The organism is Acholeplasma equirhinis (assembly GCF_017052655.1).
GTDB lineage: Bacteria > Bacillota_I > Bacilli_A > Acholeplasmatales > Acholeplasmataceae > Acholeplasma > Acholeplasma equirhinis.
The window spans coordinates 993,729-1,008,000 of record NZ_JAFIDC010000001.1; the positions used below are offsets into that span (position 1 = coordinate 993,729).

General features: G+C 32.5%; 12 protein-coding genes and 1 tRNA gene. 1 reads left to right on the top strand and 12 read right to left on the bottom strand.

Annotated features, from left to right (window positions below):
• Nucleotides 1-33 precede the first annotated feature (33 nt).
• From JV173_RS04555 to JV173_RS04585, 7 genes are all read right to left on the bottom strand, one after another.
• Nucleotides 34-1,434 carry an FAD-binding oxidoreductase gene (locus JV173_RS04555; RefSeq protein ID WP_205735107.1) on the bottom strand — a complete coding sequence of 467 codons (1,401 nt, stop codon included), beginning with the start codon at nt 1,432-1,434 and terminating at the stop codon, nt 34-36.
• A 13-nt stretch (nt 1,435-1,447) separates the two neighbouring features.
• On the bottom strand, nt 1,448-2,995 hold the full coding sequence (locus JV173_RS04560) for a phosphodiester glycosidase family protein (RefSeq protein ID WP_205735108.1): 1,548 nt from the start codon (nt 2,993-2,995) through the stop codon (nt 1,448-1,450).
• 6 nt (nt 2,996-3,001) lie between these two features.
• Nucleotides 3,002-3,814 (bottom strand): InlB B-repeat-containing protein, encoded by an 813-nt coding sequence (locus JV173_RS04565; RefSeq protein WP_205735109.1) that lies wholly within the window; start codon nt 3,812-3,814, stop codon nt 3,002-3,004.
• Nucleotides 3,815-4,059: 245 nt separating this feature from the next.
• Nucleotides 4,060-4,146 (bottom strand) — tRNA-Leu (locus JV173_RS04570).
• Nucleotides 4,147-4,208: 62 nt separating this feature from the next.
• Nucleotides 4,209-5,390 carry a peptidase U32 family protein gene (locus tag JV173_RS04575; protein ID WP_205735110.1) on the bottom strand — a complete coding sequence of 394 codons (1,182 nt, stop codon included), beginning with the start codon at nt 5,388-5,390 and terminating at the stop codon, nt 4,209-4,211.
• On the bottom strand, nt 5,383-6,261 hold the full coding sequence (locus tag JV173_RS04580) for a peptidase U32 family protein (RefSeq protein WP_205735111.1): 879 nt from the start codon (nt 6,259-6,261) through the stop codon (nt 5,383-5,385). The genes JV173_RS04575 and JV173_RS04580 overlap by 8 nt, the downstream gene beginning before the upstream one ends.
• A 113-nt stretch (nt 6,262-6,374) precedes the next feature.
• A complete protein-coding gene (locus JV173_RS04585) occupies nt 6,375-8,069 on the bottom strand; it encodes a DAK2 domain-containing protein (protein ID WP_205735112.1) in 1,695 nt (564 codons plus the stop codon).
• Between the two features lie 307 nt (nt 8,070-8,376).
• Here JV173_RS04585 and rpmB point away from each other — a divergent pair, with 307 nt between their 5' ends.
• Nucleotides 8,377-8,565, top strand: coding sequence for a 50S ribosomal protein L28 (rpmB, locus tag JV173_RS04590; RefSeq protein ID WP_205735113.1), 189 nt, complete (start codon nt 8,377-8,379; stop codon nt 8,563-8,565).
• 21 nt (nt 8,566-8,586) lie between these two features.
• On the opposite strand, the gene JV173_RS04595 is transcribed toward rpmB, so the two are convergent.
• The 5 genes from JV173_RS04595 to pheT all read right to left on the bottom strand — a co-directional run bounded on the left by JV173_RS04595 (nt 8,587) and on the right by pheT (nt 14,272).
• Nucleotides 8,587-9,219 (bottom strand): thiamine diphosphokinase, encoded by a 633-nt coding sequence (locus JV173_RS04595; protein ID WP_205735114.1) that lies wholly within the window; start codon nt 9,217-9,219, stop codon nt 8,587-8,589.
• Nucleotides 9,219-9,851: a ribulose-phosphate 3-epimerase gene (gene rpe / locus JV173_RS04600; protein ID WP_205735115.1), complete on the bottom strand. Its 633-nt coding sequence runs from the start codon at nt 9,849-9,851 to the stop codon at nt 9,219-9,221. Before rpe ends, JV173_RS04595 begins: the two co-directional genes overlap by 1 nt.
• A gap of 11 nt (nt 9,852-9,862) precedes the next feature.
• Nucleotides 9,863-10,816, bottom strand: coding sequence for a ribosome small subunit-dependent GTPase A (rsgA, locus tag JV173_RS04605; protein ID WP_205735116.1), 954 nt, complete (start codon nt 10,814-10,816; stop codon nt 9,863-9,865).
• 13 nt (nt 10,817-10,829) lie between these two features.
• The gene (gene rlmN, locus JV173_RS04610) at nt 10,830-11,849 is read right to left on the bottom strand and encodes a dual-specificity RNA methyltransferase RlmN (protein ID WP_205735117.1); all 1,020 of its coding nucleotides are present in this window, start codon (nt 11,847-11,849) and stop codon (nt 10,830-10,832) included.
• A 71-nt stretch (nt 11,850-11,920) separates the two neighbouring features.
• Nucleotides 11,921-14,272: a phenylalanine--tRNA ligase subunit beta gene (gene pheT / locus JV173_RS04615; RefSeq protein WP_205735118.1), complete on the bottom strand. Its 2,352-nt coding sequence runs from the start codon at nt 14,270-14,272 to the stop codon at nt 11,921-11,923.

Below are 14,272 nucleotides of genomic sequence, written 5' to 3' on the forward strand. Positions count from 1 at the left end.
GAAACCGTTTTTAACAATTACACATTCCAAATGTTACGAAATTACTTTCATCGGGTTTAAGATGTTTTTAGGATCGAATACAGATTTAATCCCGCGCATCAATTCTAGTTGTTCTTCGCCTAACAATTGCTTCATATATGCTCTTTTCGCAATTCCAATACCATGTTCACCTGAAACAAGTCCACCAAATTCGAATGCTTTCTTATAAAGTTTATCGAATCCTTCTTCGACTAATCTATCCCATTTTTCATTAGGAATGTCGTCTTTACATAGGTAAATATGTAGGTTACCATCACCGATATGTCCAAAGTATGGAATACGAATTGATAACTCACTACTTACTTCACGAACGTAGGCTAAAAATTCAGAAATTCTTGCTCTTGGTAATACGACATCACATTCATCCATGAAACTTGTTGATGCATTAATAGCTGTTAAGAATCCACCACGAACATTCCAAATATTAGAACGTTTTGATGTCGGATCAACAACCATCACTTCAGATGCACCATAATTTTCTAAGACAAGTTTTGATACATTTGCAATATCTTTATCAAGTGCAACATCATCATTATTATCATAACTTAAAAGTAGATACGCTTGATAGTTACCACCGTCTACAGAAGTTCCTAAGAATGCTTCATTATAGTCAAGTGCTTGTTTTTCAAAATATTCTACTGCAGTTGGTAATACATAATCTTTGATTAAACGTGGTGCAGCATTAATTGCTTTTTCACGGTTATCAAAACATACAAGCATGCTCTTAGTAAATCTTGGTTTTGGAATCAATTTTAATGTTGCTTCAACGATAATCGCTAAAGTTCCTTCTGAACCAATAATTAAATCTTTTAAACCATACCCGGTAGAGTTTTTGACAACTTTACTACCAAATTTTAAAAGTTCACCTTTTGGTGTGACTACTTCTAGCGCACGTACCCATTCACGTGTTGTACCGTATTTAATTGCACGCATACCACCTGCATTCGTTGAGATATTACCACCAATTGAGGCGTTCTTCTCACCTGGGTCTGGTGCATAGAATAAACCTTCTGGTTCAACCGCTTGATAAATTTCAAAGAGTTTAACCCCAGGTTCAACAGTTAAAGTTAGGTTGATTTGATCAAGTTCTTTGATCTTGTTCATTCTTGACATGTCAAGCATGATACCACCCATTACTGCAACTGAACCACCAACAAGGGAAGTCCCTGCACCACGTACAGTGACAGGGATGTTCTCTTGATATGCATATTTCATAATTTGTTGGATTTGGAACTTATTCTCTACATGCAACACTGCTTCTGGCATGTTTTTAACTGTTCCAAGTTTATCCATTGAGTACATTTCATTGACATCTTCAAAAGCTTCAATGAAATCTTCTCCAACGATTGATGTTAAAACTTTAACATCTTCTTGATACATTTTTTTATAATTCATGTTAACTTCCTTACTATCTAGATGCTAATTGACGCATCAAGTCTAGAATAGATTGTACATCATCTTTGTGAATATTGTACACATAAGTTTCACTTAAGTCTGATGGACCGTAATTTGCGTTACCTTTCACACGAACTTGGATTTCATAACGACCTGCAGGTAAGACTAAAGGAATTGACTCTGCAGTTAAATACATTGGTTTACCATTAACAAGTAAAGTGTAATGAGCATATTCATCATTTCCGGAGAAGTGGAATACACCTTCCTCATCGATGTAAAGACCAGTTGGAGCTGAGAATTTCTCACGTGTATCTGGATAATTAATTAATTGCATAACTGGTTCTAATGAACCTCTTGCAAAGAATAAACCATTTGAAATTGAACGAAGTCTACCATCTGATAAGAAGTTGACAGTATCGTAATCACCATGTTCTTCATTTAATAAGATTGCAGTTGATGAACCACCACCATCAAGGTTATAGGCAGTTTCAGCACCTAACATCTTCATTAATTCTGCAAGTTCAGGTAATGTTACACCGTTTCTTCCATTTGGAATATCACGGCCTTCAACCATTAAGAAAATAACTGTACCATCTTCTGCTTGACCAACAGCTGTTCTTGGGTGACGTCCGTTCGGTGTTGCATTTGCAACATTAGAGTGTACTTCACCACTAACAACAAGTGGTGCACCAACACCCATAGTGAATCTTGCATTTTGGAAACCATTTCCAAGTAATTCTTGAACTAAGATTGAATCAGATGCAGTCACTAAGTTTTCATCTTCGAAAATTTTACCAACTAAGACAAATTTTCTTTGATCAACTGATACTGCACCAGTTGATTTTGATCCCATTACACCTTTTGCAAAGTTTCTGTTGCCACCAGCATCTGTTTTGATGTCTGATGATTTAACAACAACTTTTGCATAACCTTCAGGAATTTGGTTTGTATAGTTATCCCAGAAGATAGCTACTTCCATATCATTTGCAGGTAATGCATTTGTTTTATTTACTTTAACACGGTATTTAACTTCACCATATTGGTTAAGAATGTTGATGTGTTGTCCTTCATATGAAGGTTTACCAAAGATTAATTCACCTGAATCAAGTACACCCATAGCCATACGGTTATTAGATGATGATCCTCTGTGGAATACTTCAAAGTTCACCACGTGAGTTTCTGTTGCACGACCTGTATTATTGATGTCATAGAAATCACCATTAATACCTGCCACAAAATCTAAATGAGGGAATCTTTGTTTAGCAGTTTCTGCTTGAACTGGTAAAGTATGCATGCTCCATGCATATGGTTGATAGTTATCAACTGTAACAACATTATAATCAGTTGTCATAGTATTCACTGTAAATGCATGCCAATGTTGTGATTTAGTTTCACCATTTAATGTTAAGTCACCACCAGCTCTAATATAACGCACACCTTGAACAAATTCTGTTTCACGATATGAGTTAACCCATCTGAAATCAGATGCAGCATAACTTGATGGTTGATATGTCATTACAAATAAAAGTGTAAGGATGATTGCGATAAATATTTTTTTCATATTTTATTACCCCACAACTGGTAAAGCTAATTCAGCTTCACCGAAATTATTAAATGATAATTCAACTTCGTATGTTTTTCCACCAACAACAAATTCAAAGTTAATACCTTCAATGAATTCTTCACCAGTAAATACGATTAGGTTATCAATCTTCTCGATTGCATCAGATAATCCAATGAAACCATCTAAATTGCTGTATGCTGATGTGTTTAATACGAAATTATCATTTAATTGTGAGAACCAACCATATTGGAATCCATAATAGAACATATCTGTCGCAGCACTTTCTACATTGGAAACAACATATGATGATCCTTGTTTTTCATACATCTTACCTTTAGAATAAATTGCTTCATAACTACCATCTACGTATTTAGAAATTTCACCATCAAAATACATTGTTACGATAGTTTCTGCAGCTTTATTTTTTTCTCTAATTAAGATAGATAATTCGTAATTATTTTCTTGTAAGAATGAGAATTGTTCATTAAAGAATACTTCAACTTCATCAATAACTTCTTCCCATTTAGCACTTAATGTAATATTTGCAGTAATTGGTGTATTGAAGTCAAATTCAGATCCTTCAATTAAATACCAATATTCAAAACTAAATCCATCTTTAGTTGGATCAGCAGGTTTAGATGCTTTTTCGCCTTCCTCTACTGTTTGACTTGCAACATTTGAACCACCTTTAGAATCGAAAGTTACTACAAACTCTTTTGGTTCTTCTTCAACTGGTGGTTCATCATTATTTCCTTCACCACACGCAGTCAACAAACCTAAAAAGAGAAAGAGTACCACATATAAAAATTTTTTCATTCTTCTCTTCCTTTCAATATTTAATAATGAAACTGCTTTCATACTACAATTTTATATGATAAGGAGTGAAAATTATTTTTAATATGAGATAATTTGATGTTTATAACATCATGAAATGAAAATTATTTTCACTTTATTTTCAATCAAAGCTATCTAATTAGTACTAGATTAACCGAGTTTAATTAGCATCAATCATATCAATAAAAAAAGGTCTGATACTTGATCAGACCTTCAAAGTACTAAGTTGGTGAACGAGATGGGACTTGAACCCACACGGGAAAATTCCCACAACGACCTCAACGTTGCGCGTATACCAATTCCGCCACCCGTCCATATTTAGCCCTTAAATGATAACATTTAATGCGCTAAAAATCAATTAGTTATCAGTATTTTTTTAGTTTCTTTTTGCACGAATCATATCATAAGGTTTCACTTCAAAGGGAATCATGACTTTAATTTGCTCATTTGCACGATATGCTCTTTCGATTGGTTCACCATCTTTATTATACATAATCGTGTTTTCAAATTGTTTTGCATCAAAATTTGGACTAAATACTTCTAGAGTTTCTAAAGTAAATACATTTTTAGTTTCAACTGATGCTAGTTTTGTTAAAGGATCATAATCGATGACGAGTCCTACAAAGTTTTGCATTACGCGTTCTGATCTTCTCTCATACAGTTGTTGGTCTGCTGTAGGTAATCCATAGAAGAAACCGTGTGAAGTTTCTCTGTTTTCAGCTAACTTTAACATTTCTTCATATTTTTCGTAATTTTCAATGAATCCTTTTTCTGTATATTCGTCAATTAGTTTACGATACGTGTTTACGACTGTTGCAATATAATGTTGAGACTTCATACGGCCTTCGATTTTTAATGATGCAACATTCATATCAATAAGTTTTGGAATTTCTCTAACTGCAGATAAATCTTTTGAACCAAGCGAGAATGGAACCTCTGTTTCTTTATTACCATCTTTAGTTAAATCAAAGAACCAACGACATGTGTGTGCACAACCACCACGGTTAGCATCACGATTTGTTAAGTGATTAGAAAGAGAACAGCGTCCTGAATATCCAGCGCACATACCACCGTGAATAAATACTTCAATTTCAACTTCACTCTTTGATACAATATCTTCAATTTCAGTTAATGTTAAGTCTCTAGCAAGGACAACTCTTGTTGCACCTTTATTTTGAAAATATTTAACTGTATTTAAATTCATAGCAGATTGTTGAGTTGAAACATGCACTTCTAATGAAGTATGTTTCAGTGCAGTATTGATAATCAGTGGGCTTGCAGCAATAATCGCATCCACTTTTGCACGTTCCAACATTTTTAAATATTCAATTAATCCTTCACGATCCTTTTGATGCGGAATGATGTTCGTTGTTACATAAACTTTCTTTCCATATTTATGTGCAAACTCGCAACCTTCAATTAAATCTTTTTCGTCAAAATTTGATGCATTTGCACGTAAACTAAATTGTTTACCACCAATAAAAACAGCATCAGCACCGTAAATAATCGCTGTTTTTAATTTTTCTAAGTTACCTGCTGGGGCTAATAATTCAATCATTTTCTTCACCCTTAATTGAAACTTCTTTGTATAAGAACCCATCATGCCATGTTTCTTCGTATTTTTGAATTAGTTTTTCAATATATTCAAAACCTAATTTATTTTTATATAAATTACATACTTCTATACCATATTGATCATCATGGAATAAGCTATCTACCATATAATAATCAACAACTTTTTCTAAATCTTCAATCGATTGATACGCACTGAATATATGACCACGGAACACATGTGTCCCTGCTTCATCCTCTAAAATAGGATAAGCTTCATCTACCCGTTTCTTTTCTTTTAGTCTTAAGGATTCATTTTGTTTCAAGTCGTGTGGTTTATTTTGATAATCATTAAATGTATCTAAAAGTGCTCGTTTTGTATAAAACATTGTCATATGACCATGACCGAACATAAAGAGTACATATTTTTTTAAACTACCAATTTCCAATATGTCAGAAATTGTAATTTCTTTCGACACTGTAGCACCTTTAATACCATATAATTTAAGATCATTAAAGTCTTCATCATTTGTTAAGAGTGTTTCAGGATTGTATACATATTTATGTGCTAACTCTAATTCTTGAAAAGTTGTAACAAGTCCTAAATCAGCACCAATGAATCCTGAAATTTTATCAACCGGAAGTGTTTTAATAAATTCTTTTACTTCAATCAATTCTTTTTCAGTAAATAAACGCGTTAAAAGAATATATATCTCTTTATTTTTGGAGTGTATTAACTGGATTGCATCAATCATTTCATTTTTAAAATCATGTGTGAGAGCTTTTGCAAAACGTCCATCTCCAATCATAAAACCATCAACAAAAGGTAAAAAAGACTCTACATTCTCTAAAGCATGAATTGTTGTTAGTATTTTCATAAATACACCTCGTTTTCCATAAACAATGATACTATCATTGAAAATGTAAGTCAAAGAAAGTTATAAAAGAAAAAAAGTGGCACATTGACTGTGCCACAATTATCTATAATTAATTATTCAACTGCTAAGATATATGAATAAATATCTTGTTTACCACTAATTGCTTCAACTTCGCAATCCTCATTAAGCTCAGCGATGTATTCAGATACAAGTTCAATTTCTTCATCTGAAACACCATTACCATAGAAGATTGTAACAATTTCAGCATCTTTATCAACAAGCTTATCTAATAGACCTTTAATTGTTTCAATACGATCTTTTGTAGAAATAATAATCTTAGACTTAGAAATACCGATGTAATCACCAGCACTAACTTTAACACCGTGCATTTCTGTATCACGAACAGCGTAAGTTACTTCACCTGATTTCAAATTATCAACAACTGATTGCATTGTTTCAACGTTATCTTCTAAAGCAACTGTTGGATCAAATTGAATTAAAGAAGCGTAGCCTTGAGCAACGGTTTTAGTCTTTAATACAGATACATTGTAACCTTCTGATAATTTAGCAGCTTGTTCAGCTGTTAAGATAATATTTGAGTTATTAGGTAGAATGATAATGTTTTCAGCATTTACTTTTTCGATCGCTTTTATAAAGTCTTCTGTTGGTGGATTCATTGTTTGTCCACCATCTACGATGTAATCAACACCAAGCTCCTTAAGAGCTTCTTTTGTACCGTCACCTTGAGCAACTGCGATTAAACCATATTTAGCACGTGGTTTCTTAACTTCAACAGTTTGTGGTTTAGCTTCAACACGATCGTGATCATGATCATGTGAATGGTCTTGTCCAGTAATATTTGAATGTTGTGAACGCATGTTTTCAATTTTAACAGTTTTTAATTCACCAAATTTTTGAGCAAGTGTTAATGCAACACCTGGTTCATTTGTATGTACATGAACCTTTAATAGATCTTCATCAGTTACGACAACAAGTGAATCGCCCATTTGTTCTAATGGACCACGAACACTGTTAATATCAAAGTTTTCCCAATTGAATAGTGAAACAATAAATTCAGTACAATAACCAAATTTAATATCAATTTCACCTAATGCATTCGCACCGATATATTCTTCATGTTTTACATTTTGTTGCGGGATTGACATAGCTTCTTCTGATAAGATTTGACCCTCAAGAGCCATTAACATACCTTCAATGATCTTGATGAAGCCAGCTCCACCTGAGTCAACAACCCCTGCTTCTTTAAGCACAGGTAAAAGCTCTGGTGTTTTTGTCAGAGTTGCTTTTGCTTGATTTAAATAAACTTTTAAAACATCTTCAATTGTTGTTAAGTTCTTTTGTTCTTGTAAGACACGTTCAGCTGATTCTCTAACCACAGTTAAAATGGTTCCTTCAACTGGATCCATAACTGCACGATATGCCATTTGGTATCCACCCACCAATGCTTGGATGAATTCTTTAATTGTAACTGAACCGTTATTGATCTTACTGATTTCAGAGTAAACGCCACGGAAGAACTGAGATAGAATTACCCCTGAGTTTCCGCAAGCTCCCATTAAGAGACCTCTTGATAAGATTTTACTAACATCAACAATAGAATTTGAATTTAATGCAGTGACTTCTTTAATACCCGCCATCATGGTCATCTGCATGTTTGTTCCCGTATCACCATCTGGTACCGGAAACACGTTAAGGTGGTCCACTTCTTTATGATTGTTCTTTAAGTGAATCGCCCCATTGGTGACCATCTTTTTAAACAGTTCACCACTAACCTTCTTATTAGACATAATTTTCCTCCGATTCGTCGTTAAACGAATTTTAGCCATGATTAATTGAGTTATATATTAATTTATAGATGAATAAATAGGTCGAAGTTTTTTCGACGACAATTAGTATATCATTAAAGCAAAATAAAAGCAATAACACAATGTATATACTGATTATCTTAATTATAACATAAATCATATGAAGTAAAGCCATATACTTTATAGACTTATACCATAGGTATACACTTTTCTGTTTTTTTAAAGATTAGTTATTGCAATTTGATTGTTTATATGTTAAGATAAGTAAGGCGTAAAAGGAGTGATACTTATGGCTAGATGCTATGTAACTGGTAAAACTACATCATTTGGTAATAAACGTAGCCACGCTTTAAATGCAACTCGTCGTACTTGGAAATCTAACTTACAAACTGTTAGAATTAAAGATGAAAACGGGAATGTAAAAAAGGTTAAAGTTTCTGCTAAAGCATTAAAGAAGCTTAACTTAGAGCGTGCATAATTCATTACATTTGATAATAAACTAAGGCGTAATCAGCCTTTTTTTATTATCATAATGACTTAATATCACCAATATTTTGCCACTTATGACCTCTATAGAGCCATTTATACTGTTGAGTTCATTTGATATACCTAAGATCTCTTTATGGCTTAAATGATAGTTATTTAGTCGGTATTTAAACCCATCTAATGTAACAACTGAATCTTCAAGAGAAAATAAATTAACGTACCCGTGATGAATTACATGATGGGTACCTTTTTTTATTATAAAGAGTCTAGATTCATCATTCATAATTTCTAGATTATCAAATGTTTTAAGTAAATTGATATTTGCATATGTATGTTCGATTCTTGATCCACCAAGCCCACCTAGCACGATAATCTTTTCAGGATTTAATTCTGTCGCGTAAAGAATTGCAGCTTCTAAATCCGTTACATCTTTTTCACTTGGTAAGATTTTCACATTTTTTAAGCTGGATAAATCAAAAGCTTGATCCAGACTGTCAAAATCCCCAATAGCGAAATCGAATGCTATTTTCTCTTTAAAGAGAAAAAAGACTGCATCATCGCACGCGATGATGTAATCTTCTTTAGTTTTCTTTAATAGTTTATGAATTTGTTTTGGAAATGGAAAAGTTACAATATAAACTGTCATTATCTTAATGAATCAATACGTTCTTTTCTATTTTCAAAGTTGAAGATATAAGTACCTGCAACAACAATAGTTGCCCCTGCATCTTTAACTTGTTTCGCAGTTGATGCATTGATACCACCATCAACTTCGATCTCATAAGTATAACCATTTTCTTGTTTGATTCTTGCAAGTTCTTCAATCTTTTTTAATTGACCTTGAATGAACATTTGTCCACCATGACCTGGTTCAACACCCATGACTAGAACTAAATCGACCTTATCTAAATAAGGTAAAATGTAGTCAACACCTGTTGATGGTTTAATACATAAACCTGCTTTTTTACCTAAATATTTGATTCTTTTTAAACTTTCTGCAAAGCGGTGACATTCAGCATGTACGGTGATGAATTCAGTTGTCGGGAAATTCACTTTATCAATCCATTCAAGTGGATACTCAACCATTAAGTGGATATCCATTGGTAAGTTTGTTAGACTACCAATTTGTCCAGCAATCATTGGTCCAAATGAAATATTGTTAACAAAGTGACCATCCATGATATCTACATGGATGTAATCTGCATCATTCTCTACAGATTTTAACTCATCGTCTAAATGGATGAAATTCGCAGTCAATACTGATGGTGCAACTTTCATTTTGAAACCCCCTAATATTTTTCTTTACGTTCTTTTATTTCTGTTACGAAACTTTGATAACTTTCATATCTTGATTTTAAAATCTTACCTTCACTTAAATACGATTTAACTGCGCATCCTGGTTCACTTAAATGTAGACATTTAGAACCGAATTTACATTCTACTTCAACTTCAGTAAAATCAACAAAATAATCTTTGATTAATGAATAATCATGAAACTCAAAATCTATCTTTGAAAATCCTGGTGTATCGGCTATATAACCACCACCAAATGCATAAATTTCTGAATGTCTCGTTGTATGTTTACCTCGACCAAGTGCATCAGAAATTTCTTGTGTCTTAAGTGCTAACTCTGGAATGAGTGCATTCATTAAAGTTGATTTTCCAACTCCCGTTTGTCCTGCAAGCACTGTAATTTTATCTTTAAAAATTGTTTCTAATACATCAAAACCAATTCTAGCTTTACTATTTACATAGTGGATATCATAATACTTTTCATAAAACTTTAAATCCGTTTTTAAGCAATTTAAAGTTGATTCATCGATTAAATCTATTTTAGAAACAACAATGATTGGTTTTAAATTATTGGATTCTAGAATTACTAAAAATTTGTCTAAAAGTGTAAATGAAAAATCTGGTCTTATCGCTGAAAAGACAAGTAAGACTTGATCAACATTTGCAACATCTGGTCTAGATAATTCATTCGTACGCTCTAAAATTTCAGTAATCATATATTGATTTGACTGGAATTCATAAAGAATGATGTCGCCGACCTTAGGACTTAAAACGATGTCTTTGACATCCTTTTTAGTCTTTTTTGTGGCATTTTTATTGAAAGAAGATGTTTTCTCAACACGCATTTTTCTAAACTTACCGCGTGCATAGCCTTCAAAGATTTCATTTGTTTCTAAATCTTTAAATGTGTATAAACCACCGATTAATTTGGTAATTAATGCTTTCTTCAAACAATACTCCTTATTATAGATGTTGACTTCTTAATTGACCACAAGCCGCATTAATGTCATGACCTTGTTCACGACGAAGTACTGCAGTAATCTTGTTATCTTTTAAAACTTTATAGAAAGCTTCACGACGTTCAAGTGTTGAACGTTCCCATGGTGCTTCTTTAACTTTGTTATACGGAATTAAGTTGACATAAACATTCATGCCCTTAAGAAGTGCTGCAAGTTCTTTTGCAGTTTCTACTGAGTCGTTTACTTCTTGAATCATAATATATTCAATTGTTACACGACGGTTCGTTACTTGAATGTAATATTTAATTGCATCAATAACTTCTTCAACTTTAAAACGATCATTGATTTTCATTAACTTAGAACGAATTTCATTATTTGGTGCATGCAGTGAAACAGCTAAGTTCACTTGAAGACCTAAATGTGCAAATTCTTTAATTTTTGGAACTAAGCCTGATGTTGAGACTGTAATATGTCTTGCACCAATTGCTAAACCTTTTGGATGGTTTACAATTTTAAAGAATTTGACTAAGTTCTTATAGTTATCAAATGGTTCACCAATACCCATAATAACGATACTTGAAATTCTTACACCTGAATCTTTTTCAGTCTTAATAATTTGACCAACAATTTCTCCAGCTGACAAATCTCTTTGTTTCTTTAAGACACCTGATGCACAGAATGAACAACCAATGTTACAACCAACTTGGGTGGTTACACAAGCACTCATACCGTAATTGTGTTTCATTAAAACTGTTTCAATTAAATTTGCATCATGTAAATCATAAAGGAATTTAATTGTACCATCATCTGAGACGTTTTTAATCACAAGTTCCATTGAGTCAAATGTAAAGTTTTCTGTCATTACATCAACTAAACCTTGTGGTACATTATTCATTTGATTAAAATAATCAATTTTTTGGACATAAATCCAATGCCAAACTTGGCCCGCACGATATTTTGGGAAACCTTTTTCGACAATAAACTCTTCGAGTTCTTCAAATGTTAAATCATAAATTAGTGTCATATTTTCTTACCTTCAATCTTAATTATACAAGAATTAAGAAGTTTTTTCTAAAGAAAAGGAGCAGTTAGCTCCTAATCGCGTAATTTCACATTAAATTCAAAACCAAGACGGTTCTTAATTGATTTAAGTGCTTTTTCAACTTCTTCAGTTTCTAAAGTCTTTTCTTTATTATTGAATGTGATTGAGACTGCTAATGATTGATAACCATCTTCAACATTTTTACCTTGATATACGTCAAATAATTTAACCTCTGTAATCAATTTTCTTGCAGTTTGTTTGATAAGTTTTAATACATTTCCAACTGGTATATCATTCTTAATGATGAATGAAATATCACGTTTGATTGATGGGAAACGAGTTACTGGTTCAAAACTTAACGTTTCTTGCTCAACTTTAAGGATCTCAAGATCAATTTCAAAGACAAACACATCTTCTAAATCAAAACTTGCTGCAACACTTGGATGGACTTTACCAATCACACCAATAGCTTTAGAATCTACAATAATCTTTGCGGCAATTCCAGGATGTAATCCTTTAAGATCACTTGCTTTTTCTAATTCAAAACTTAAATTGAATCTTGCCATGACTTTTTCAAGTAAGCCTTTTAATAAGAAGAAATCAGCTACTAATTCATTCTTAGTAAATGAAAGTTCTAAGTATTTTCCATGAAGTGCAACAGCCAAATGATTTCTTTCATCATTTTTAGCAAACACATGTCCCATTTCAAAGAATGCAGTATCAGACATTTGACGTTTGTCATGATATGAAACATTTTCTAATAATCCACCAATTAATGACTCTCTTAAATATTTACGATCCTCACTCATAGGTGTTAAGACTTGAACTGTTTCTCCATATTGAGGGAATGCATTTACATTTTCTTCACTCACTAAACTATAATTTACAACTTCATTTAAACCAAGTTCAACAAGTTGATGACGAAGTGTTCTCAAACGTTTTTGAGTTGGTGTCAATCCACCTTTATTTGTAACAGGCAGATCAATCATAGGGATTTCATCATAACCATATAGACGTGCAATTTCTTCAACAACATCTGCATGAATATTAATATCATAACGATATTTAGGTGCTGAAACTGTTAATTTGTTTTCATCTTTAATGGTATAGTTTAATCGTGATAATAATGATTTAACATCTTCTTTAGAAAGATTTAAACCTAATTCACGATTGATTTTTGGTAAATCAAGTGTAATTTCAGGTGTTTTTAATGTTTTAATTTCAGCTTTTGAAATACCATCGTAAACTTTAGCATCTGCTAGTTCTACTAAAAGTTCGATTGCTTGTTCCATACCTAAAATCACACGCTCTTGTTCAACACCACGTTCATAACGAAGTGATGAATCACTCTTTAAGCCTAAACGTTTTGACGTTTGAGCAATTTGAGCAGGATCAAATAGTGCAGCTTCTAAGATAATCTTTGTCGTTTGATCATCAATTACAGTATTATGAAGACCCATCACACCACCAAGTGCGATGCCTCTAGTACCGTCTGTAATTAAAATATCTGTATCAACAAGTTCACGCACTTGTTCATCAAGTGTAACAACTTTTTCACCTTGTTTTGCATTTCTAACAACAATCTTGTCAGAATTAACTTTGTTAAAGTCAAATGCATGTAATGGTGTACCATAAGTCACTAAAATATAGTTTGTAATATCAACAACGTTATTAATTGGACGAATATCACTTTGAATTAGAGCGTTTTTTAACCACCATGGTGATTCTTTAACTGTAACTTCTAATACAGCTGCATGGTAGTTGATACATGTATCATTTTCAATTGAAACTTTAATATCATTCTTTTTTGCAATTGGTTTATAAGTAGTTTTTGGTAAATTAACTTTTGTATTTAACATTGCAGCCAAATCGTATGCAAAACCTAAATGAGATAATAAGTCACCACGGTTAGCAGTCATGCCTAACACTAACTTATTTGAATCAAGTCCTAATGCTTTTAATGCACTATCACCAGGTTTAACTTTTTCTTCAAAATTAAATATTCCTTCAGCAAACTTAGTAGGAATATTTTTTTCATCAAAACCTAATTCTTTCAATGAACAGATCATACCATTTGATTCAACACCACGAATAGTACCTTTTTTAATTTCGAAATTGCCAGGTAATATAGCACCAATTTTTGCAACAATAACATACTGTCCTGCATCAACGTTTTTAGCACCACACACAATTTGTAAAACTTCATTTCCAACATCAACAGTTGTGATATGTAAATGATCAGAGTTTGGGTGGTCAACACATGTTAAAACATGCCCAACAACAAGATTTGTGCTTGAATTTAATGGTAAATAATCATCAACTTCAATGATTCTTTTATTTGTAACTTCACTTAAATTACTTGGAATGTCGATGAATTGTTTTAAGATATTTTCTAAAATATTCAT